This window comes from Butyrivibrio proteoclasticus P6B7, from assembly GCF_000622085.1.
Taxonomy (GTDB): Bacteria; Bacillota; Clostridia; order Lachnospirales; family Lachnospiraceae; genus Butyrivibrio; species Butyrivibrio proteoclasticus_A.
In genome coordinates, this window is sequence record NZ_JHWL01000009.1 from 59,476 (window position 1) to 84,085 (window position 24,610).

Annotated in this window: 17 protein-coding genes and 1 pseudogene; 1 reads left to right on the forward strand and 17 read right to left on the reverse strand. The window is 42.2% G+C overall.

All coding sequences use genetic code 11. The annotated features are described in order from the left end of the window. Nucleotides 1-18: 18 nt before the first annotated feature. The 16 genes from T541_RS0107945 to T541_RS22185 form a co-directional block, all read right to left on the reverse strand. A complete protein-coding gene (locus tag T541_RS0107945; protein WP_026652211.1) occupies nucleotides 19-2,562 on the reverse strand; it encodes a homocysteine S-methyltransferase family protein in 2,544 nt (847 codons plus the stop codon). Continuing rightward, nucleotides 2,555-3,571: an acyltransferase family protein gene (locus tag T541_RS0107950; RefSeq protein WP_197025155.1), complete on the reverse strand. Its 1,017-nt coding sequence runs from the start codon at nucleotides 3,569-3,571 to the stop codon at nucleotides 2,555-2,557. The genes T541_RS0107945 and T541_RS0107950 overlap by 8 nt, the downstream gene beginning before the upstream one ends. A gap of 35 nt (nucleotides 3,572-3,606) precedes the next feature. After that, nucleotides 3,607-4,143, reverse strand: a complete 537-nt coding sequence (locus T541_RS0107955; protein ID WP_026652213.1) for a hypothetical protein — start codon at nucleotides 4,141-4,143, stop codon at nucleotides 3,607-3,609. A 17-nt stretch (nucleotides 4,144-4,160) separates the two neighbouring features. Further along, nucleotides 4,161-4,583 carry an ATP synthase F1 subunit epsilon gene (gene atpC / locus T541_RS0107960; RefSeq protein ID WP_026652214.1) on the reverse strand — a complete coding sequence of 141 codons (423 nt, stop codon included), beginning with the start codon at nucleotides 4,581-4,583 and terminating at the stop codon, nucleotides 4,161-4,163. Nucleotides 4,584-4,586: 3 nt separating this feature from the next. Beyond that, on the reverse strand, nucleotides 4,587-5,978 hold the full coding sequence (atpD, locus tag T541_RS0107965; RefSeq protein ID WP_026652215.1) for a F0F1 ATP synthase subunit beta: 1,392 nt from the start codon (nucleotides 5,976-5,978) through the stop codon (nucleotides 4,587-4,589). Between the two features lie 4 nt (nucleotides 5,979-5,982). After that, complete coding sequence (atpG, locus tag T541_RS19150; RefSeq protein WP_051538156.1) at nucleotides 5,983-6,915, reverse strand: ATP synthase F1 subunit gamma; 933 nt, start codon at nucleotides 6,913-6,915, stop codon at nucleotides 5,983-5,985. 6 nt (nucleotides 6,916-6,921) lie between these two features. Beyond that, complete coding sequence (gene atpA / locus T541_RS0107975) at nucleotides 6,922-8,718, reverse strand: F0F1 ATP synthase subunit alpha (protein WP_242840761.1); 1,797 nt, start codon at nucleotides 8,716-8,718, stop codon at nucleotides 6,922-6,924. Next, nucleotides 8,711-9,205: an ATP synthase F0 subunit B gene (locus T541_RS0107980; RefSeq protein ID WP_026652217.1), complete on the reverse strand. Its 495-nt coding sequence runs from the start codon at nucleotides 9,203-9,205 to the stop codon at nucleotides 8,711-8,713. Before T541_RS0107980 ends, atpA begins: the two co-directional genes overlap by 8 nt. A 22-nt stretch (nucleotides 9,206-9,227) precedes the next feature. Continuing rightward, a complete protein-coding gene (atpE, locus tag T541_RS0107985) occupies nucleotides 9,228-9,446 on the reverse strand; it encodes an ATP synthase F0 subunit C (protein WP_026652218.1) in 219 nt (72 codons plus the stop codon). Between the two features lie 44 nt (nucleotides 9,447-9,490). Then, a complete protein-coding gene (locus T541_RS0107990; RefSeq protein ID WP_420314801.1) occupies nucleotides 9,491-10,174 on the reverse strand; it encodes a F0F1 ATP synthase subunit A in 684 nt (227 codons plus the stop codon). Between the two features lie 69 nt (nucleotides 10,175-10,243). Continuing rightward, nucleotides 10,244-14,119, reverse strand: a complete 3,876-nt coding sequence (locus tag T541_RS0107995) for a hypothetical protein (RefSeq protein WP_026652221.1) — start codon at nucleotides 14,117-14,119, stop codon at nucleotides 10,244-10,246. Nucleotide 14,120: 1 nt separating this feature from the next. Beyond that, nucleotides 14,121-16,634, reverse strand: a complete 2,514-nt coding sequence (locus tag T541_RS0108000; RefSeq protein WP_026652222.1) for an MMPL family transporter — start codon at nucleotides 16,632-16,634, stop codon at nucleotides 14,121-14,123. Nucleotides 16,635-16,792: 158 nt separating this feature from the next. After that, nucleotides 16,793-19,189, reverse strand: a complete 2,397-nt coding sequence (locus T541_RS0108005; protein ID WP_026652223.1) for a hypothetical protein — start codon at nucleotides 19,187-19,189, stop codon at nucleotides 16,793-16,795. A 42-nt stretch (nucleotides 19,190-19,231) separates the two neighbouring features. After that, a complete protein-coding gene (locus T541_RS0108010) occupies nucleotides 19,232-19,543 on the reverse strand; it encodes a PilZ domain-containing protein (RefSeq protein ID WP_026652224.1) in 312 nt (103 codons plus the stop codon). Nucleotides 19,544-19,768: 225 nt separating this feature from the next. Further along, nucleotides 19,769-22,285: a DUF342 domain-containing protein gene (locus T541_RS0108015; RefSeq protein ID WP_026652225.1), complete on the reverse strand. Its 2,517-nt coding sequence runs from the start codon at nucleotides 22,283-22,285 to the stop codon at nucleotides 19,769-19,771. 310 nt (nucleotides 22,286-22,595) lie between these two features. Further along, nucleotides 22,596-23,330, reverse strand: a complete 735-nt coding sequence (locus tag T541_RS22185) for a methyl-accepting chemotaxis protein (RefSeq protein ID WP_420314802.1) — start codon at nucleotides 23,328-23,330, stop codon at nucleotides 22,596-22,598. Nucleotides 23,331-23,396: 66 nt separating this feature from the next. On the opposite strand from T541_RS22185, the gene T541_RS22190 reads away from it, so the two are divergent. Next, complete coding sequence (locus tag T541_RS22190) at nucleotides 23,397-23,447, forward strand: hypothetical protein (RefSeq protein ID WP_420314803.1); 51 nt, start codon at nucleotides 23,397-23,399, stop codon at nucleotides 23,445-23,447. Between the two features lie 414 nt (nucleotides 23,448-23,861). On the opposite strand, the pseudogene T541_RS22195 reads toward T541_RS22190, so the two are convergent. After that, nucleotides 23,862-24,395, reverse strand: a pseudogene (locus T541_RS22195) (cache domain-containing protein); the annotation flags it as partial. Nucleotides 24,396-24,610: the final 215 nt, after the last annotated feature.

Sequence of the window (24,610 nt, forward strand, 5' to 3'; positions counted from 1 at the left end):
GGCCACCTCCAAATGTATTTAAGCAATTTCCAAAATCTTCTTAACTACTCTGACTGCATCTGCAGCATCAGATGAATAACCATCTGCACCAATTTCAAAGGCATAGTCCTCAGTAACAACTGCGCCTCCAATTATTATCTTGGCTTTAAGCTCCTCTTTTCTTGCAAGCTCCACCACGTTCTTCATTTCCTTCATGGTGGTGGTCATGAGAGCAGAAAGAGCTATGATACTAGCATCATTTTCCTTGGCAGCCCTTATTATCTCTTCCTTAGGCACATCCTTACCAAGGTCGATCACTCTAAAGCCATAGTTCTTAAGCATAAGAGCCACCAGGTTCTTACCAATATCATGGATATCCCCGTGAACTGTGGCAATTACAATAACAGGAAGCTCCTCATTAACCTCTCCGTCATCCTTAAGAAGAGGCTCAAGATATCCAATAGAGAGCTTCATGGCTTCTGCTCCGGATATTAGCTGTGGTAAAAAGAACTTACCCTTATCAAAAAGTTCACCAACCTCGTTAATTGCAGGCATTAGCACGTCATTAAGAATAACCTTTGGCTCAATGCCGCTCTCAACAGCTTCCTTGGTATCTCTGACAATGGTTCTCTTAGAACCACTTAACACATCCTTCTTAATGATGGCCAGATAATCCTTGGAACCATCTCCTGAAGCGCTTGCTCCAGTAGTTCCAGCTGCAGCCTGTGTGCTTCCAGCTCCAGCTCCGCCCTGAGCATTCCCAGAACCTGTAGCGCCAGCACCAGCTCCGCCAGCTGACATCTTAACTTCGCCGTCGTACCTGCTCATTCTCTCAATATATCTGATATCAGACTCTTCCTTGTTCTTAAGAAGGTCTGAAGCAAAAGCAGCATTAACCAACATTTCCTGTGATGGATTAGCAATGGCCATTGTAAGGCCCTTAGATATGGCCATAGTAAGGAATGCTGTATTTATAAAGCTTCTCTGTGGAAGTCCAAATGAAATGTTAGACAGTCCACAAATTGTTGCTAAATCGTTCCTATAACAATATTCTATAGTATCTAGTGTATTTAGTGCAGCATTTTTATCTGCACCGATGGTGGCAACAAGTCCATCCACCACAATGTCAGTCTTGGTCATACCAAGATCAAAGGCCATGTCTACCAGCTTATCCACGTTTTCCTTCTTTTCTTCAAGGTCCTTTGGAAGACCAGAAAAACTTAGAGGCAGCAGAATAAACATAGCGCCGTATTTCTTAGCAAGAGGAAGGAATTCTTCAGCCTTACCCTTCTCAAGAGAAATGGAATTCATAAGGGCTCTACCAGGATACATCCTAAGAGCAGCCTCCATTACCTCTTTACTACTTGTATCAATACAAAGTGGAAGATCTGTCTGGGACATTACTTCTTCAAGAACCTTAAGCATCATGTCCTTTTCATCGATTCCGCTCATTCCCACGTTAATATCAAGAATAGCAGCTCCCTCAGCCTCCTGACTCTGGGCAAAATCACTTACCATATCAAGATTGCCTTCACGAAGCTTTTCCTGTAATTTCTTTTTACCAGTAGGATTGATCCTCTCTCCCACGATCATAAAAGGGTCATCCATACCAAAGGACAGACTCCTTCTCTCTGAACAAAGGTATCTGCGACCATTTATCTTCCTAGGAATAGGATTACCATCCTCTCCAGTAAGAGTCTGGGGATCAAGCTCTCCGTAGGCATTCTTGAGCCCTGCAATATAATCAGGAGTAGTTCCGCAGCAGCCGCCCACAACAGAAGCTCCCGCTTTAAGAAGCAGTTCCATCTCCTTAACAAAAGTGTCCGAATCCATGTCGTATTCAGTGCTTCCATCAGGAAGAGACTTAGGAAGTCCAGCATTAGGCTTAGCAATAATAGGAATACTGGTGACACTGGCCATGGCAGAAATAACCTCCATCATCTTATCAGGACCAGTAGAACAGTTGGCTCCAATAGCGCAGGCTCCAAGGGCTTCCAGAGTAATTGCACAGGAAGCAGCATCACTTCCATAAAGAGTTCTTCCGTCTGCCTCAAAGGTAAGGGTCACCATAACTGCCTTATCTGTGACCTCCTTGGCAGCAAGAAGAGCTGCTCTGCACTCCTGAAGACTCATCATGGTCTCAACTACAAAGATGTCAACGCCTGCTTCATCAAGGATCCTGATCTGCTCCTTGTAAACCTCCACAAGATCCTCAAAATCCATATCTCCAACAGGCTTAAGCTGCTTACCGGTCATGGTGATATCACCGGCAACAAGAGCCTTTCCTCCTGCTGCTTCTTTAGAGATATTAACAAGGTCAGTATTGATCTCTTTTATCCTGTCTACAAGGCCGTAATAGGTCAGCTTAACCCTGTTTGCGGTAAAACTTGGGGCATAAACGATGTTACTTCCTGCCTCCACGTACCTTCTCTGAAGGTCCACCATTACATCTCTATGCTCAAGAATCCACTGTTCAGGACAGACTCCCGCAGGCATTCCAGCCTTCATCAGGTTGGTTCCTGTGGCTCCATCCAGGAATATTACTTTATTTTTGGAAAACTCTAGAAACTGTTCTTTAGTCATGACTTCTTATACTCCTAAACCCCATGGGAATTATTCCGAATAACACAATACTTATTGCCATTATAATAAAGGGCTTTTGCCACATCAATTGATATTTTATAATGTCTTTGTTATAGGCAATGTCATAAATGGCTATGATCAGCACGTGGTAGTAGTAAATACCTGCTGATCCATCTCTGCCAAGCTTCCACCAAAACATACCGCCCTCTTTAATTTTCTCAGAAATGAAGAATATTCCAAGAATAATCAGAACTGAACCCACATATACTTCCTTAATTCCAAAGATTCTGATCTCCACAAAGGTTAGTATCAGTCCCAGCGCAGCCATCATAAGTCCCTGGTAAAAGAGCTTATTCTGATCCCGGTCCTTACCATCAACATAATCTGAAAAGATGATTCCCAGAAGAACAAAGGGAAGTCCCACAAATAACCAGTTTCGAAGCAAAAACCAAGTGGTAATGCTGATATCAAAGGGCCTTATAGGATATACGGTCTGCAATAGCTCACCAAAGAAAAGACCTGCAAAGGTAAGCACAGTGACTACCTTGTACCACTTCCTTAATACCGGTGCAAAAAGATATATGAGCCCATACACATAGATAAGGGCAAATAGAAACCACATATGGTCAAAAACAAAGGAGGAATCATACACAAAGCGCCCTGAATTAAAAAGCACAAACAACACTGTCTCATAGAGATTGTACTTAATTCCAAGCCACTCTCCAAAGGATACTCCCCTCTCCAAATGAACGATAAGAGAAAAAACAAGATAAACCAGGTAAACTACTGCCGTAGCCTTAAGGAGCCTAAGTAAGCTCTTTTTAACCTTAGTTCTTATCTGGGCTGCAGACACAAGCCCCTTATCTGCTAAAAGAAATCTTCCCGACAGCATGAAAAAGAATGGCACTGCAAATCTTGCCACTCCCTCTGTGTAATCACCAACAGCTCCAGGGAACTTGGCATGGATGGTGATGACAAACAGACATGCTATGAATTTCATCAAATGCAAAAAACGATTCTCTCTCATAATAATACAAGCACTGATTATTCCTCAGTGCTTGTGTCTCCTCCAATAGTTGAAAACTGCTGCGCTTCTTCAGGAGTAACTGTAACGCCCTCTCCTGTTGGGTCTTCGCCGTGAAGAACCTGAAGCATAATAAGAACTCGGCTGTTAGCTCTCTGATAATACTGAGAAGCAAGCTGCTCGCTGCTTTCGTCAAATTCATTGTCGTAGGCGTAGTGATAATACTCATCTGCCATGGACATGTAGTCCGCAGCCTCAACAGCAATGTCGCTAATGCCGGCAAATTCTGAAGGGATAGTAAGCTCAGCCATAGCCTTGTACTCGGCATTCATCTCATCAAGATAGCCAAGAAGCTCGGCCTTAGCCCCATCAGAATTAGGGTCTATAGCATTTATAGCCTCGTCGTAATAAGAAAGCTTGTCATAGAAAGCAGCCATGCTCTCCTTGTAGCTTGCAAGCTGTGAAGAATTCTTTTTACCACATCCAACCAGTGAAAACAACATTACAGTAGTTACTAAAAGTGTTCCGATAAATCTTTTAAGTCTTATGTTAAACAAGCAAAACTCCTCCAAAATCAATTCGAATACTTAGATGCAGTCTTAAGTCTTGTCAGGGCTCTTGCAAGACCTGCCTGAGACTTCTTAAATTCCTTGATGGACTGCTTTTGTAAAAGGTGCTCCATGGCAAACTCATAAGCCTCCTGAGCCCTTCTCTTATCGATATCTTCTGGTCTTTCAACGGTATTAACAATAACGATACATCTGTTGTTGGCAACCTGAACAGAACCAAGGCTCACTGCGCCATAGATCCACTTTCCGTCAGGGGTCTTGATCTTAATAACTCCATCAGAGATACCAAGAATCATCTCCTCGTGATTGGCCAAAAGAGCTATCTCTCCATCCTCAAGGGGAAGGATGATCTCCTCTGCCCTGTCATCGTAGAATATACCATTTACAGATATAACCTGAAGACCAAAAGTCGCCTTTTTTTCATCCATACTTTATGCCTCTATCTGTCTAGCCTTCTCAATTACTTCATCTATACCACCTACATTAAAGAAGGCTGCTTCTGGATACTGATCCATCTCACCATCAATGATAGCCTTAAAGCCCTTGATGGTCTCACTAAGAGGAACAAACTTACCAGGAATTCCTGTGAACTGCTCAGCTACATGGAATGGCTGAGAAAGGAATCTCTGGATCTTACGGGCTCTGTGAACTGTGGTCTTATCCTCATCACTGAGCTCTTCCATACCAAGGATTGCAATGATATCCTGAAGCTCTTTATACTTCTGAAGGATTTCCTGAACCTTCATGGCAGTTTCATAATGCTCCTTACCAACAACGTCCTCCTCAAGAATTCTACTTGATGACTCCAAAGGATCAACAGCAGGATAAATACCCTGTTCCACGATCTTACGGGAAAGAACTGTTGTGGCATCAAGGTGCGCGAAGGTTGTTGCAGGAGCAGGGTCTGTAAGGTCATCTGCAGGCACATATACAGCCTGAACAGAAGTAACAGAACCGTATCTGGTTGAAGTAATTCTCTCCTGAAGTGAACCAAGATCTGTAGCAAGAGTTGGCTGGTAACCAACGGCTGAAGGCATTCTTCCAAGAAGGGAAGAAACCTCAGAACCTGCCTGAACAAATCTGAAAATGTTATCAATGAAAAGAAGAACGTCCTGATGGCCCACGTCTCTAAAGTACTCAGCCATAGTAAGTCCGGTCTCGGCAACTCTCATACGAGCTCCCGGTGGCTCATTCATCTGTCCAAACACAAGGGCAGTCTTACTGATAACGCCAGACTCTGACATTTCAGTATAGAGATCGTTACCCTCACGGGATCTCTCACCAACACCGGTAAAGATAGAATATCCGCCGTGCTCTGTGGCGATATTCTGAATAAGCTCCTGGATAAGGACAGTCTTACCTACACCAGCTCCTCCAAAAAGACCTATCTTACCACCCTTTGCATAAGGTGCAAGAAGATCGATAACCTTGATTCCTGTCTCTAGGATCTCTACAACAGGGCTCTGGTCAACAAGAGCTGGAGCATCTCTATGAATCTCCCATTTCTCCTTGGAAGAAAACTCGCCCTTATTATCAATAGGCTCTCCCAGAACATTAAAGAGTCTTCCAAGAACCTCTTCTCCTACAGGAACTGTAATAGAGCCTCCTGTATGATGAACAGGCATATCCTTGCAAAGTCCCTCACTTGGAGCCAGCATGATACATCTTACTCTGTCCTCTCCGATATGCTGGGATACCTCCATGACACGTCTTTTGCCCTCAACATAAACCTCAAGGGCGTCGCTTATGTATGGAAGTTCACCATCTTCAAATTTAACGTCTACTACAGGTCCCATGACCTGCATGATTTTTCCGTCCTTCAACTTATTAACCTCTTTTTGCCTTTTCTTTGGCTTCCTTGACTTGTTTAGCTCTCTTAAGAGCCTTGGCTCCACTGACAACCTCAGTTATCTCCTGGGTTATCATGGCCTGCCTTGTCCTATTGTAGTTGCGCTTTAGGTCTGACAGCATCTTCTCTGCGTTCTTATTGGCAGAATCCATGGCCATCATACGTGAGCTCTGGACACTACAAAAGGCCTCAACCAGGGCGCCATAGATATAACCAGTTACATAGTTAGGAACGATATTATCAAGAACCGCTCCAGGGCTTGGCTCCATAAGGAATTCCTCAAGGATTGCCCCTTCTGGTGGCTTCTCCTTACGGATATCTGTGATGATTTCCAAAGGAAGGAGCTTCTCAAATCTGGTCTCACACACATTACCATGTACTGTGGTGTAGATTACATAGAACTCATCTATCTTACGCTCGTAGTAGTACTCAAGAATCTCTGCCGCAATCTTACGGGCTCTGTGGAGCGTAGGATTCTGAGAAGTAAACATAAAGGATTCCTCAATGGGAATGTTCCTTGATAAAAAGTGGAATCTTCCCACCTCGCCTATAACGAAAAGCTTGTAGTTATCGTTATCCTTGGCTATCTGTTCCTCAGCAAGCTTAAGAACATTGTGATTATATGCACCAGCAAGTCCCTTATCATCTGTAAAGACGATATATCCTTTTCTTCTCTCTTCTTCCGGAATATCAAGCCTTGTCTCAAGGAAGATATTCTCAACCTCTTCCGGAAGGTGCCTTACGATTCTGGAGATCATTGCCTTGGTGGCAAAGAAAAATGGCTCCGTATCTGTCAGCATCTTCTTGGCTCGTCTTAGCTTGGTAGAAGAAATGAGGTACATTGCATTTGTGATTTTTTTGGTGTCATTGACACTATTTATTCGATCTTTTATTTCTTTAATAGTTGCCAAATCTCTTTACCCCATGGAAAGCTGATTATCCTTAATCTCTTCCTTAAGCTTTTTATTCTCTGCATCATTGAATGCATCTACTGCATCAAGAATTCTCTTTTTAAGCTGTTCAGAAAGATCTCCTGACTTATCAAGCTCCTCATAGATGGAAGCCTGTTCAGTTTCAAAGAACTGAAGAAGTCTTTCCTTGTAGCTGCGCACATTCTTAACAGGAACCATATCAAGTCTTCCTGCATTGGCTGCCACAAGAATTACTACCTGCTCATGCATGGCCAGAGGATGCTCAAGAGGCTGCTTTAACAGCTCCATAAGCACATTACCATGGGCAAGCTGATTCTTGGTGGTCTCATCAAGATCTGAACTGAACTGTGTGAATACAGCCATTTCTCTATACTGAGCCAGATCTACTCTGATACTGCCGGAAGCCTTCTTCATGGCCTTGGTCTGGGCAGCACTACCAACTCTGGAAACAGAAAGACCAACATTGACAGCAGGTCTCATACCCTCAAAGAAAAGATCACTTTCAAGGAATATCTGTCCATCAGTAATGGAAATAACATTGGTAGGAATATAGGCAGATACATCGCCTGCCTGGGTCTCTATGATAGGAAGCGCAGTAATGGAACCGCCTCCCAAAGCTGATGAGAGTTTACTTGATCTCTCTAAAAGCCTTGAATGCAGATAGAATACATCTCCAGGATAAGCCTCACGGCCAGGGCTTCTCTCAAGCAAAAGAGATAACGCTCTGTAAGCCACAGCATGCTTGGAAAGGTCATCATAAATAATGAGAACGTCCTTACCCTGATGCATGAAGTACTCAGCCATAGCTGTTCCTGAATATGGTGCTATATACTGAAGAGGTGCTGTGTCTGAAGCTGTAGAGCTGACTACTATAGAATAGTCCATAGCACCGGTCTTCTTAAGTGTCTGAATTATCTTGGCAACAGTTGATGCCTTCTGTCCAATGGCAACATAGATACAGATAACATCCTTGCCCTTCTGATTGATGATGGTATCAAGAGCGATAGATGTTTTACCAGTCTGTCTGTCACCGATAATAAGCTCTCTCTGGCCTCTTCCGATAGGGAACATGGTATCAATAGAAAGAATACCTGTCTCCATTGGCTCATTAACAGACTGTCTGTCAATGATACTTGGCGCAGGCTCTTCCACTGGTCTGTAGCCAGATTCCTTAATATCTCCAAGACCATCAATAGGGGTACCAAGAGAATCAATAACCCTTCCAATAAAGGCCTCTCCTACAGGAATACCGGCCTCTTTGTAGGTTCTGACAGCTCTTGTGCCCTGCCTAATGCCTGTGTCGTTACCAAAAAGGATACAACCGATGTGATCCTCTCTGATATCCTGAGCCATACCCTTGGTTCCATCCTCGAACTCGATGATCTCACCATAGAAAGCATGCTCAATTCCATCAACATTAGCAATGCCGTCACCGACCCAGACTACGCTTCCAACCTCTCTATCCTTGATAGAAAGCTCGAAGTTCTCCACCTTGTCGCTGAGCATTGAAATGATCTTGCCAGTTTCATTGGATCCGCTCTTCTTGCGAACACTATTAAGTTCTGCGCGGAGCTGCCTTGCTCTTCCGGCATCACTCCAGTCATACTCAAAATTACCGCAGGAAATAATGAAGCCACCGCCAATTGATGAGTCCTGAACAATCTCAACATCAATGTCTTCTGTATCAAATTTCTTGTACAAAAGAGCTTTGATCTTGGAAAGCTGATCATCACTTGGGGCTGTTCCTGCATACCTAAGTACAGCTTTTAATCTTTCACTCATCTTTTGCTCCAGCTTCACTTATAAATTTGTCATAAAGCTCTTTGTCATCGTCAGCACTATGTCTGCCAGCTGCGATCTTACTAGCTGCATCGATTACCATATCAGTAAGCTCTGCTGCGTAGATCTCCTTAGCCTTGGCATTCTCAACCTCTGCGTTGTGCTTAGCCTCTACAAGGATCTGCTCACCCTTCTTCTTGGCATCAGACACAATTCTCTCATACTCGTCATAGCCCTGCTTCTTGATGTCGGCAAGAATCTGCTCTTTTTCCTCATCTGCAAGAAGGATCTTCTGCTCGTACTGTCTTTGGGTCTCCTTGGCCTCATTAGCAGCAAGCTCAGCTGCCTTGGTAGCCTCGTCCACCTCTTCCATTCTCTTATTGAGGATCTTATCAACTCTGCCAAACAAAAACTTTCTAAAAAGGAAGTACAGGATGAGAAGGTTGATTATAGTGTAGACAATGTTCATTATTGTAACGTTATTAAACATCCCAAAAACCTCTTTTTAAAAATTATTTTACGAACAAAATAGCAAGGGCAATGATAAATCCGTAAATAGCAGTAGCCTCTGCAAGGGCACAACCAAGGATAAGAAGCTTCATGATCTTACCATCTGCTTCTGGCTGTCTTGCTACAGCGTCAGTTGCCTTGGATGTGGCAAAACCGATACCGATACCTGCTCCGATTCCTGTAAATACAGCGATTGCTGCTCCAAGTGCTGTTAAATTCATAGTAATACTCCTTTCATACGTAAAAGATATAAGTGGTAAAGCTATTACTCTACTGCTTCGCCTATATACAATGATGTTAAGAAGACAAATACATAAGCCTGGATCATACCATCAAAGATATCAAAATAAAGACTGAATGGAACTGGAAGAACTGGAGCAAAAATCCCCTTAATAAGCTCCATGATAACTGTTGCACCAAGGACATTACCAAAAAGTCGCATGCAAAGTGAAAGAGGTCTGATAAAGAGCTCTAGGATATTCATAGGAAGAACAACTGCAATAGGAGCTGCAAAGCTCTTAAGCCATCCTCCTACACCCTTTTCCACTATTCCTGCTGCCTCCACAAGAATGATACTCATAAGGGACAGTGCCACGGTAACATTAAGGTCCATGGTTGGCGGTTCAATGCCAAAAAGGCCTGATAAATTGGCAATTCCAAGGAAAATCAAAACAGTACAGATATAATCAGTATATCTATCTGCTTTCTCCCCAAGTATTCCCTTTACCACGCCTCTTACAAACAATACAAAGGACTCAACGGCAGCCTGACGCCGTGAGATGTTATGCACTTTCATATTGCTGGTCAAAATAAGGATAAGGACAAAGACCACAGCCATTATTATCCATGTGTGGACGACAGATGCCTTAATATCAAACATTCCATCCCCAAATGGCAGCTTGATCATGGTCTTGTCTTCTAGAAGAATTTCATGTATAAGTTCACTAATATTCATATTAAACGCCCCCAAAACTTCTTTTATTATAAGAAACATAGAAGCTTTGTGCAATCAGTAAATCTATTTTTTCTTCTTATCCTTCCGCTTCTTGTCTTTGTTTTCAGCCTTTTTCTCTTCTTTTTTCTCTTCTTTTTTCTCTTCTTTCTTCTTTTCCAGTATCTCTTTTATTTTATCCTCAGGATCATCTTCTTCATCTTCGTTATAGAATAGGTTCTCTTTTCCTTCAATCTTCTTGGAAACTACTCTGTAAAGTTTTCTAGCGATCTTAGGCACTCGTCTTCCATTCTTGGCAATTGAGTATCCCACGATAAAGAAGATCATGATAAGAGCAAATACGATAAAGAAGAATACTGCTGCCAGGATAGTCACAAAGGAATTAAGTCCCATTACATTAACTGAAAGCTCAATGTTATTGCCTTCTATCTCGTAAAGGGAGTATTCGCCAAAGGTTCCAACCTTTTCAAGTTTTTCCTTTGAACCGTCCTTTACCAGATAGATTTCCTCTTTTACAAGGTCCAGCGTTGAAAATGGCACATTAACCTTGAACCTTACAACGTGGGTCTGCTTTCCATCATCTGGAATTGTAATCTTAAGGGTCTCATAATTTTCAATAGTGTTGTTAAAGGTAGCAAAAAGGCTCCCCTTAGTATACTCATCAACATCTACATTGACAGTTCTTTCTACAGTCAGTTCATCCTCTTCCTTGAATTCACCATCCACCAGAACTTCAGACTGCTTGTATTCATCCCCAAGGCCCTCTTCCGATAAAGTAGTCTTGCATCTTACATAGGTGGCCTTTACAATCTGATCTGTAAAAAGAGCTCCCTCCTTATTGTCAAAGGAGATATAATAGCCTTCTTTCTGCTCAATCTCTGGGAAGTCCTCTGGTGACAAGCTTCCACCATAGAGCTTTTTAACCTTGCATATGTTAGTGACGCTGTCATCAGTATCCACCAGCACAAAGGTAACCATAATATTCTTAAACTCTGAAGGAGCGCTGGTCATGGCATCCCTGTAGGAAGTAGGCTCTGCCTTAAGGGAGTAGCTGACTCTGTCGATTCCTGCCAAATCTTCACTTACAAAGAAGTTGTTCCTGACAACGCCATCTTCTGTGACGTGACCTGCAATTGCACCGTACCACTTCTCCGCATCTGCAATATCAACCAGTGAGAAGCAGTCTCTTACATGGGTTCCCTCTCCAGCGATTCCGCCGATATAAGAGCTTCCAGAGATGATGCCTCGTGAATTGGAGCTGATAATATAGGAAACAGATTTACCTGTGACTCCTCCTGCATATTCTCCAGAGGTTGTGGCAACGTTTGAATAGTTACTGCAGTCTACAATAGTTCCCATTTCCTGAAGGCCACAGACGCCGCCTGCATTATCCTTAAGTGCATAGACTTCTCCGTAGTTACGATCAAGCCTTAGAACACACTTAGTAATATAAGAAGTATTAACCTTGGAGTTCTTTACGCCTGTAATATCACTTTCAAGGTCATAGTCATATTCAATAGCCATGGTTCCTGCAATTCCGGATACGCTGATATCTCCGCTTACTTCGCCGTAGTTAAGGCAGTCAGCTATGGTTGCATCCACACAGGTATTGGCCTCTTCCAAAGATACATCCTCAAAGGCTGTGGTGTAATCCATCTCAAGGACACCGTCAATGGCATCTGAATAAAGAAGCATGATGTCATTGAACTTATCTGCCATTTGCTGAAGGTCATCAAGGAGAACTCCATTGGCATTGTTAACTTCCTGATTGAGGAATCCAAAGTTATCGTTCATGCCCTGCATATTGTCTGCAAGGGATGTGGAACGGGCTCTGTACTCGTCGTTAAGCTGTGGAAATACTATATTGTCATAGCCTGATACTGTGCTAAAGATTCTCTTGGTCTCATCTCCTGCTGCCTCAAGGTTACCTGCTGCCTCTTCAAGGTTATTCATGGCATTGGATGCATCAGCTCTGGAAGCCTCTGACATTTCGTCCATATGTGAATAAACCGCATCAGCGATTATGGCTGTGTTAGCTGCCAGATCACTAGAAAATTGTGATCCATGCTGATTATAATATGTTAGCTCTGCATATTGTCTGGCCTCCTGCATTGCCTCATTGGCAGCCTCTGTATCAATAGTACTGTCGTCGCTGTTATTTGAATCTGGAAAAGCTGTTTCATTTCCATTATCATCCACGTGAACCCAGGTACCCTTTAATCTGGTTCCGGATCCTTCTATAGGAGTCTTATCAAGGTCTGATCTTGGATTATCCATATCCCTTGAACCTGAAGGAAGATACTCAGTATATGTGCCATCTCCGTTATCTATAGGATTCGTTAATTTGTATTTCAAATTCGGAGTTGTATTATTCTTCCTATTCTCTACTTCTGCATTGTAATATGCTTCAAAAGCATTAGTATAAAGCTCTGAATACTCCTGGGATATCTCATGGATTCTCTCTTTAGCCGCGTCGTATCTAGCTCTTTCACCTTCATCCATGTACTGATAGATATCAAGATCCTGCACAGTCTTATCCAGATCATCCGCAGATTCTCTGGTATTTCTTGCAGCATACCTCATCTGATCAATGACGCCATCCTTCTTGGATGCCTCATCAATTACATAGTCAACTCTTGAGAAAGCCTCAGTTGTAGCAGAGGTAACCCCATTAACAAAATCGATGGTGCCGCCTGATAAATATCTAAGGTCATTAACCGCCCCAGCTGTAAACTGCTGAATGGCAGAGAGTCTGTTAGTAATGATATTGGACTGGGTCTTGGCATCTGAAATGGTTGCTGTAACAATATCGTGAAGATCTGATATAGCTTCAGATAGCTGGTAAGCCACGTCAGTACTAAGGTCAACTGTAACGTAAGGTTCGGCCTGACCTACAATACCGCCCACATCCTTTCTTCCAAGGATCTGTCCGTTGTTGGTGCAGCCCACAATATATCCAGACTGTCTTCCTGCAATACCGCCAATGTTATAACCAACATGGGAATAACCCACATTGCCGTTATTGATACTTCTTGAAATGATACCAATAGAAAGGCCTGCGATTCCACCGGCATCTGTAGTGGTCATGTCCGCATCTGCCTCGTGATTGTCAGTATCTCCCTTCTTGTAATCATTGATCACAGATGTGATCTTGTTAAAGGTCTCAAGGGTAAAATTCTGATCGATATTCTCAGTATTGACCATGGACTCGTTAATACACCTTACGATGCTGCCCATGTTCTCTCCTGCAATACCACCTGTAAAGTGGGTAGCCTGAACATATCCTTCTGTCTTGCAGCCGGATATGATACCAGTGAGCTTGTTCATACCAGCAATTCCGCCCACATAGTCACTGCCCTTTACAACGCCCTTGAAGCTGCAGTTAAAAAGAGCTCCCTCGTTATTACCAACAATGCCTCCAACAAAGGTCTGATTGCCGGAAGGAAGAATATTGCCGGTAACGTTAAGACTTCTTATTACGCCAGTTTCCTGAATATGGCAGAACAGTCCCGTATAGGACACGCCTTCAGAAATAGTAAACTCTGAGATTGTATGACCTGCTCCATCAAATATTCCTCCAAAGGTAGGGATTCCTTCAAAGTCCTTATTCAAAAGAGATATGTCATTAGCCAGAGTAACTTTCTTATTTACTGACCAGATATCCAGCTGACAGTTCTTGGCAAATTCCAGAAACTCATCAGCGGTAGAGATGGTAATATACTCATACTCAGTAGGAATAAGCTCACTTCTCTCCTCCTGAATATCCTCATCCACATTGGTAGTATTCTCTTCTGCCATCTGCTGGGTACCTGTAAGGTACTGACTTTGATTATCCTCTGTAGTTTCTGCGTTATCAGAAGACTCGGGCTCTGCAAAGGAGGTAAAGCAAGATCCTAAGATCATTACACTAGCTAAAAGTATTGAGAGTAATTTCTTTTTCATATCAGATCTCCTCCCCATTCTCAGTAGCCTCTTCGTTAAATACTACATCTCCCTGGGGGCTATCCTCTTCGTCTACTATATTGTCTTCGTCCAGGATCTCCACGTTGCCGTTATCGATAAAGGCACTTACTTCGCCCTTTACAACACCGTGGACGATACCTGTGATAGTTCCGTTGATCTTACCGCGGACCATACCGTCAATTCGCATGGTACCTGCAATCTGCTTGGTCTGAAGTGGCATGTTCATAACAAAGGCTGTAAGCTCAATAACCTTGTCGCCCACAAGAAGGATCTGTGGAAGAACGAACATGGTGATAAAGATGGAAATAATTGTTCCTCGTCCAAGACATTTACCAATTCCATAGATAGCACAGTCTGATGTCATCTTACCAATAAGGGTTCCTGCCACAGCCAGCATAGTTCCTGATGTAATGATGGTTGGGAAGGAAAGGTTCATGGTGTTGATAATGGCATCTCTTTTGCCCATGGTTCCACGAAGCTCTGTGTATCTGCTGGCAATAACGATGGCATAGTCGATGTTGGCACCCATCTGAATAGAACTAACGATAAGGTAGCCAAGGAAGAACAGGTGGTCATTGGTAACTGCAGGCACTGAGAAGTTGATCCAGATACTGCCCTGAATAACAGCGATCAGAAGTACCGGCATACCAGCTGATTTAAATGTGAAAAGAAGTACCACCAAAACCGCCAAAATTGATACAATGCCGGTTACCATGTTATCTCTTGAGAAGCACTTCTGAAGATCATACTGGCTCACTGATTCGCCCACAACGAAGATCTTATCTGCAGGGTAATACTTCTCTGCTATTGAATGTATGGTCTTAATGAAATGGAAGGTCTCTTCTGACTCCTGTGGAAGGCTCAGATACAGAAGCATTCTTGAATACTCTTCGCCCTGAAGCTGCTTCTTGGCAAAGTTCATCATCTTATTGGCATTTTCAAGCTTCTCCATCTTGTCGTCATCAAGAGTTACATAGCCTTCCTCTACCTCCTGATAGACGAACATGAACATATCGATAAGAGGAACTCTGTAATTGGAAAGACCATTAACAACCTTTCCATAGTCCTCATCATCTACTGCGTAGGCTGTATATACCAGTTCAGCCAGCTCATAGTCGATGTTTAACAGCTCTGAGAACTGCCTTGGTGTGAGCTTATCTGTAAGGGTATATCCTCCAAGGGCATCTGTGTTAGCCAGGCCTGTAATGGAGGTAATACTGTCATTTATAAGAAGATCATCGATTAGCATTTTCTCTTTTTCATAGTCGCCACATGGAATTACAAGGGCCACCATGTTGTCGGAAGCAAAGTTATCATCCTGCATATTCTGAGCTTTCTGAACCTCATTGGTGATAGGAGGTGTGATCTGGCTGTAGCCAAATACGTAAGGTGTTCTTGCAGATATCCTTGATGCAATGATGATTATGATAACGAACAAAGGGGCAACAATATATCTTGTCTTATAGGCGAATTTACCTACAAAGGGAATATCCGGAACGAAGTTCTTGTGAACGGTCTTTTCCATAAGCTTTGAAAAAACCATGATGATACCTGGCATAAGGAGGAATACGGAAATAAGGCTAAGAACAATAGCCTTGATAAGAACTATACCCAGGTCGGCACCCATCTTGTACTGCATGAACATCATGGCAATAAGACCGCCCATGGTTGTAAGGGAGGAACCTGAAATCTCGGGGATAGCTTTAGAAAGCGCAACAATACAGGCTTCACGGGGAGGCATCTCTTTTCTCTCCTCCTTGAACCTGTTAAGGAGGATAACTGCATAGTCAACAGACAGAGCCAGCTGAAGCACGATGGTAACTGAATCTGATACAAAAGAAATCTTTCCAAACAGGAAGTTGGTGCCCATCTGAACAAGGGCTGCAGAGCCAAAGGTAAGAAGGAGAACCGGAACCTCTGCATAGGCCTGGCTTGTAAGAAGAAGAACTCCTACAACTACGAAAACAACGATGATGGAAATAACATTCATCTCATCATTAATGAGCTCGGACTGAATATCTCCAAGGGTAGTTGATATGTAGGCATCATAATCATCAAAGTAGGTCTTTACCTCTTCAAGACATGATAAACACAGCTCATCCTTTTCATCATAATCAAAGGTTATGCTAAAAAGAGCTGAACCATTATTGTAGTGATCCTTGGAATCATCCAGCTCCACAGAGAACACTCCCTCTATTTTTTCCACTTCTTTTTGGATAAGAAGAGCCTGATCATAGGAAACATTGGCAACCATAACCTTTACAGACCCGTAGGTTGTAAACTGCTCTTCCATAAGATCAAGACCAAGTCTTGTCTCACAGTCCGCAGGCAGGTATGATGCCAGTTCATTTTCTACTTCGACCCAATTCCTTGAAACTGCTGAAAATATGCATAAAATAGCATAAATAAGAAAGAAAAGATTGCGCTTATCAACAATAAAAGCGCAGATTTTGAGCATGACGCTGTTGCCAGCTTTCTCCCCACTGTTCTCCATGTCTCCCCCTTAGAAAAACAATTCGCTTTAGTATTGCATTAAAGAACAAATATAAAAAAAATATAGTGAATTGATCATTTCCCCCGAAAAATCAATTCACTATATATTGTACACCTCTTTATTACTATATCCAATAAGACCTTTGAGAAAATGGAGTGTTATGATTTGATTTTCTCTTTCTCTTTTTCTTCTTCCTTTTCCTTGTACTCTCTGTACATCTTCTCGCCTGTTGCTCCAAGGATTGCTATTGCAAGAAGCCACCACCAGGATACTGCGTCTTCTTTTGTCTCGCCGCCTATGGTATCTGACTTAGCTACTTCTTCGTCAACGATCTGAACTATGTTCTTATCCTTAAGAGCTTCTGGATTTCCAAGATCTGCTGGAATATCAATCAGGTTATCGCTAAATACTGGAGCGTAGATTGCTTCTTCTGCTCCGTCGCCATCTCTTTTAACACCAGCTACTGTTCCGTTATCCTGAAGAAGAACTCCAATGATCTCATCAGCCTGCTGATCAAATGTTGCTGCGTCGTTTGTAGCCTGTGCATTTGTTGCCTGAGCTGTTGCAGTTGTTGGAACTGCTGTATCTTCTATAGTAGTACCAGCATTATCTGAAGCTGTGCTCTGTCCGCCTGCGTTACCTGGCTGATTAGCTTCTGCTGGAGTAGCCTTTGGTGCCATGTCATCAACTACCTGTGTCATCTCAAGGAAGTTAGAGTTGATTCCTGCAAGTACTGTTTCAGCATTTGCAAGCTTATCCTGAGCTTCCTTAAGAAGGTTGTTCATAAGAGCTACTGCCTGTCCAAGAGACATGCTGTTGTACTCATCAATGCTAATTCCATATGCTACAACAAGATCAAGAATCTTCTCATTTGGAAGAGTGCTGATTCTGTTGGTTCTGCTTCCCTTAAGTTCGTCGAGAGCTCCGTTAAGAGCATCGACTTCAGTCTTAGCGTTGCTGATAGCTTCCTTTGCTGCGTAAGATTTTTCTTCATATGCTTCAAACTTCTCAGCATTCTCTGCTGCGTTATTCATGAAGTTTAAGTAGTCCTCGTTGGTAGTTGTATCGAAGTAGGTAACGTTCTCAGGATCACCGTAAGCCTTGCTGTTCTGGTTCTGAACAACTTCATTCATCTCGTGGCCATCAACGTAGTATTTTCCGTTCTCATATGTGATGGTTTCATCTATAAGAAGCTGATCAACCTCTTCCTGAACAAGGTAGTGAACTTCTCCGCCTACGTAATATGCGTAAACTCTGAAGTCACCGGCATTAGCCTTACTTATCAGTATTGCTCTGTAATCTGACTGATTCTTAAGAACTCCATATTTATAGAAATCTTCATCCTTGTAGTACTGTCTAAGGTAGTTGTCAGCTCCAATCTCTTCTGCTGTCTTTTCGTAGATAATAATGTCTGCACTGCTTCCAAGATTTGTATATCTGTTGTTGCTCTTTATCTTATCTACTCTGTCGTAGTTAAAGTAAAGAACCTTTTTATTTCCTTCAGCATCTTTATACTCTACCTTATAGTAGTTGTAATCCTGAGTATCAAAGCCCTTGGTTCTTGTGATTTTAATGTTCTCAGGAGGAATCTCTGTCTGCTCTACAACCTGTGGAATGTAGTAGTAGGTAAGAATAGTCTTGACGTACTCAGCCTGTCTATCCCAGTTAGCAGTTGTCTTACTTCTCTGCTCTGTGATCTTATCTGCAGCCTGCTTCTCTGTCTCAACCTTTTCTGCAGCCTCAGCAATTGCCTCATCTGCTGCTGCGAAATCATCTGTCATTGTATCCAGGATTTCTTTTGCATCCTCAGCCTTATCTGCCGCATTGTCTACGTGGGTCTCATAGTTTGCATCTGCTGTAGTTAATGCATCAACAGCTCTATTATATTCTTCTGTAAGCTGATCTAAGATTGTTCTCTTAGCTTCAACATCCTCTGTTGTTGTCTCTACCAGATTCTTTAATCTCTCATAAGCTTCTGTAGCCTCTTCATAGCTAGAAGCGTTTGTGATTTCTTCTGTGATCTCATCTGAAAGAGTCTTGGCATCTTTAACAGTATCTTCTGCAAGATCTGCTATTTCCTGTGCGTACTCTACTGTATCAACAACCTCTTTAGCCTCTTCATTAGCCTTTTTATCTTCTGCAGCTGCCTGTGCAAGTTCTTCCTTAACTTCCTGAACATCTGCATCAGCTTCTTCAAGCTTTTCTGTGCTGTAAAGGTTCTCTGTCTCATTTACAGCCTCTTCTACGGCTTCCTGAGCTACATTTCCAGTATCCTCTGCTGACATTGGTGTGTCGCCGTTAATAACTTCTGCAGCCTGTTCTGTAGTTGTGATAGCCTCTTCAATTGCCTCGTGGCTTTCCTCAGCCTGTGAAGCTGCCGCATCTGTAACAGAAGGCTCAGCAGTATTAGTTGTAGCCTCATTAGTATTTTCGTTGTTATCTCCCTCAGGCTCTTCAGCAAAGGCTGTTATTGGCTGTGCAAATGCCATTGATGCGGAGATACCGATCAAAAGAGCTGATATGATGTTTTTGTTTACTAAATTGTTTTTCTTCATAATTTTTCCCCTCAAAGAATAACTACAGTTACAGATGTGTGCTTATACCTCAGCTGAAATATGTTCAAACAGATATTCAAGAACATCTGGAGTGAATTTCTTAGCGTGGAAGGCAAGAGTCTTGGTGTTCTCACCCTGATCCTCACGTACAACGTCTGCGTACATGATAAGTGTCTCTGCCACTATGATCACATCCTTATTTAAAAGAGATGGAGTATTATTATCTACTTCAATGGCTATTCCAAGGGGACTTACGTCCTTAACCTTGCCGTAGTACTTTTCAAGTGAATCTCTATCTACGATTACGCTATTAACATTGAATGATACTCTGTTTATTTTTCTACGTTCTTCCATGCTTCACCTCGTTATTTCATATTGGTTTGTTTCTTTCTTACGTTAATTATATCGGCACTTTTATCATAAAAACAATCATAATTTACATTATTTATGATACTTATGATTTATTTAATGGTTTTTATTTTCTGTTAAGAAAAGCCCCTGCAGAAATCTGCAGGGGCCTTTGCTTTTTCTTTATACTTTTCTTATAAATAGGGGTTTTGGTACATTTTCTGATTATATTTAGCCATCAGTAACTTCAATAGAATCCTTTTGAGCGTTGGTCTTAAAGATCATCTTGGAATAAGTCTTTCTATCCTCTTCAATCTTAAGAGCAATTCCATCTATCACAAAGATTGTACCAGCGTAGGCTGTTTCTGTTATTACAGCGGTGGCGTTACTACCCTTTCCAATCTCTGCCTCCATACTTTCCTTTTTGGCCATTAGCTTTTTAATAGCGATTTCCTTTTGGCTGATAGCAGCGTTAATCTTGATCTTCCACTGCATAACCTGAGCATTTACAGTGCCAACCTCCGCAAGTCTTTCTTTCTCAGTATTAAGGGCCTTTACATTCTCTTCCTCACGGGCTATTTCTTTTTGCAGCTTACCATACTCAGCAAGGAGCTGGCTGGTAACTCCAAGGTTAATAATGGTCTTGGCCTGGGTCTTATTACCAACTGAAGCTGTCTCAATACCATAAAGACTCTGAATAGCTCCGCCGTAGATAATGCCCACACGTCCATAGGTCTTAACAAGGCCTCTGGCATTAACTGTACAGTTGATAAAGTAGTTGGCTGAAATGTTATTAGCTGTAATGCTTACGCCCTCTAAGAACTTGGCAGAAACATCACCGGAAGCTTCAATGCTGCCTCTTATCGGGCAGGTAACGCCGCCCATGATAACAACATTACCATTAGAAGAAATGGTGGAACTTTCCATATGGCCACCGATCACGATATCTCCAGTAGCTCTTATCTCACTGCCGGAATTAACATTTCCAACTACATATACAAAGCCATCATAGTTGATCTTCTTATCTGTTATCTTAACTTCAGGAACCACCATGACCTTATTGATCTTAATGATTCCATCCTTCATGGAAATGGCACCAGTATACTTGGCTACGTAGGTCACTCTGTCGTTGAGGATCATGAAGCCTTCTCCCTTAAGGATAGGGATTTCTTTTCCCAGCTTGGCCTTTACCACTTCGCCAAAGACGTTAAATCCATCCTCACCCTTGGTGGCTCTGTGATATACAGCGATCTTCTCACCTACATGAATCTGTTTGATGACGCTTAGCTTGGAAAGATCTGCTGTTCCATCCTCTAGAATTTCTGGTTCATCATTATCTTCAGTATCAAAGAAATACTCATAGTATCCGTCCTGGCCATTTACGACTTCCTTGCCGGAGGCCACGAGATACTTCTTCTTGGAATCAAATCGTTTGCACATTAATGCGATTGCAGCCTTATCAATCCCCTTCCTTATCTTAACCTTAAAAAGGAAGGTCATTATCAGGTCTTCATTGATCTTACCAGCCAGGGCCTCAGGGAGCTGCAGGTAACAGAGCATATTATCCTGCTCAAGGAACAAACAGTTATCTCTGTTAGCCAGCAAATTCTCTATGATTGCTGCGTTACCTGTCAGGTTCTCAACTCTTCCAAAGATATCATCAGATCCTTTTTCTGAGTCAGTACTACTAAACTCACCAGATAACATCTTTTCCCTAATGCGGCGCATATCCTTTGCGGTATACATAAAGGTTGCATATTTGGATACATCAAGGCCTTCCTCTATTCCAAGGCGGATCTCACGCATCTGATCAGCCTGAAATAAAGGTTTGCAATAAGGCGTAATATCTATCTGATGCTCGAGGCCAAGCCTCATCTCATTCATCTGCTTCCAGCCATAGTTTCCATCGGCGTACTGGCTTACATCCACTCCGGACTCAAGACCAAGTCTCACTTCTTTAATGGCATCTCCGCGCATATCTGAAGACAAGAACTCATCTATAGGAAGATTGTCCTTAATGCATATTCTTATCTGTTCCAGCTGATCCGCATCATATCTTTCCTTAACGTATTTACTAATATCAACCTTCTCAAGATATGCTTCATGAAGCTCTTCAAGGATGCTGGCATTATATCTATCTATATCAGATTTCTCAAAAATAAGGCCATCCTCAGCGCTTTTCCTGATGGCTCTCATTTTCATATATGGCACGTTGGAAAGAGCATAGACAGATATATCTATGCCAGCCTCAAGGCCCTTTCTTATTTCACGCATCTGGTAGGCATCAAATTCAGGATCCTGATAGAAAATTATAGGAACTCCGCCATTTCTCGTAAGTCCAAGGCGGATCTGTTTCATCTGATCTGCAAGATAATCTCTTTTTGCATAGTTTGAAACATCAGCTCCAGCTGCTATTCCCTGACGAATCTGAGAAAGCTGCTGAGTATCAAAGCCTTCAGCTCTATAAGAGGACATATCGATGCCCTGACTCATTTCAAGACGCATTTCCTCCATATCTGTCCAGGAATACTTTGGATCCATATATTTGGAAACGTCAACCTTATCCTCAAGGCCTTTTCTGATTTCGGACAATTGAAGCGCATTAAACTTAAGAGCTTCTATTTTAGCAACATCAGCTCCCAGCTCCTTACACTTCTCGATTTCCTTTTCATAGACATTACTATTGAAGGAATCAAGTCCTTTATAGATATTAAGATCATCAATAAGTTCTACTTCTGCAGCAGCCATTTTACCCTTCCTGTTAAGTTTAAAGCGCAATCAATTAGCTGTTTCCAAAGCTTAGACTTATACCACATTAATTATAGAACACCAAAAAACAACTGTGAAGAGATATCGAACAATAATGTTCTTTATTTCGTAAATTTAATGGCATATTTATGTTTTTTTCAATGAGAAAGTGTTATTATTAATTTACCTTCATGTGGAGGAGTTCTCCACATTCATAAGAAATAGAGCCGGGATAGGCGTTCTGCTTATCCCGGCTCTACGTTTATACTTTCTATTATTCTTTCTGTAAAAAGAGCTATCTCCTAAAGGATTAAAGATCAAACCTTGCAACAAAGCTCTGGAGCTCCTGAGCATTCTCAGCAAGCTTATCAGAAGCCTCTGCAACCTCATGGGTTGAAGCTGTCTGCTGCTCTGATGCTGCAGATACATTCTGAGTTTCATCTGCCACGTTAACACTCATCTGCTCAATCTTATTGATATTCTCAGCGATTGTCTCAGTACCATTAGAAAGCTCACCAACAATTTCATTCATCCTTGAGGATTCCTCAGAAATTGAGTAAACCATGTCAACGATACGGTTAAAGGTCTGACCTGCTTCATTAACAACTTCAGTACCCTCTACTACGCTCTGAGCTCCTTCTCTCATGGCTGTAACAGCATCCTCTGAGCTCTTCATGATATCTTCAATAAGCTCTGTGATGCTGGAAGCGGCTTCATTAGACTGATCAGCAAGCTTACTGATCTCAGAAGCAACAACTGCAAATCCCTTACCCATTTCACCTGCTCTTGCAGCCTCAATGCTGGCATTAAGTGAAAGCAGGTTAGTCTGGCTTGCGATCTCAGAAATTGTAACAACGAAGGTATCGATGTTCTTAAGCTTTTCGCCAAGGCCATCAACAACTTCTGCACTGTTCTCAACAGAAGTCTTGATAGTCTCCATCATATTAGTAGCATTAGTCATATCTGCAGCGCCCTTAGATGCAGCCTCATTGGTAGTCTGGATCATCTCACCAGTACGAGAGATTGCATCCTGGAACTCCTGCATGTTATTAACAAAGATCTTGGTTTCTTCACTGGCACCTGATACAGCAGTGATCTGACCTGCGCAGGAATCTGCAACAGTTGTGCAGGAATTTGCCACCATCTCGCTGGCCTCTGCTGACTGGGAAGCACTTGCAGAAAGCTCCTCAGAAGCTGATGCAACATAAGATGTAGTATCAGTGATCTTAAGCATTAGCTCTCTGATGTTAGTGTGCATGAGAATAAGAGCATTGGAAATAAGTCCAATCTCATTGTTATTATTCTTAAGCTTGGCAACCTCTGCAATCTCTGGAGTGTTGGAGAAGTCTGAATTAGCCATTTTAACCATCTGGTTAGTTGTAAGGATAATCGGCCTTGTAATTCTCTTACCCATGTAAATAGCAAGGATCAGTCCAACTATGATCATGAATACCATGGCGCAAACTGACTTAAAAATAGTTGCCCCAAGGGCACTATTAGCTTCTGCTATGTAATCTGCAGTAAGACCGTCAATATAGTCAATCCATACACCAGTACCCATAACCCAATCAAACGGCTCATAGTATGCTGTATAGTTAAGCTTTGGAAGAGGCTCAGTCTCATTAGGCTTAGCAAACATAAGCTGAGTAAATCCTCCGCCCTCCTGCATACCATTTTTGATCATTTCCTGGATATATTTGGTACCATTAGGATCTGTAGCATCCCATCTGGACTGTCCCTCTGTATCTCTTCCAAGAAGAACCACGTTGATACCCTGTGATGTATCAACCCAGAAATAGCCTGCTCCATCATTGTATTTAAGCTCTCTGATAATATCAGCAGCTTCTTTCTTAGCTTCATCAAGGGTCATTTCTCCGGCTTCATAGCGGGAATACATAATTGAGCATACACTCATAGCCTCCTGAGTCTCATTAATAAGCTCAGTCTTTATATCATCAGTAAGTCTCTCAGTATAGGCTGCTGTGTTGACCCTGTTATAAGCAATAGTACTGTTAATGGAGAATAATTCGACCATAACACCAGTTAGAATAACTGCTCCGAGAATTGCTCCTACGATAACTGTCATTAAGGAGCCACGCTTTTTTTCCATAATCAATATTTCCTTTCTGTTGAAACGTTGACGGTATAGCGTACATCATATTAACTTTATCATCACAATTTCGATTAAACAAGGTGTCAAAATACAGAAAAACCAGTAATAGCCTATTATTGCGCCTTGTGGGTCATTATTAAATTTACATAAATAATTTCTTATTTTGTTTATGCTTTTTACAGATTTAAATGCAAAAAAGAGAGCCGCAAAAG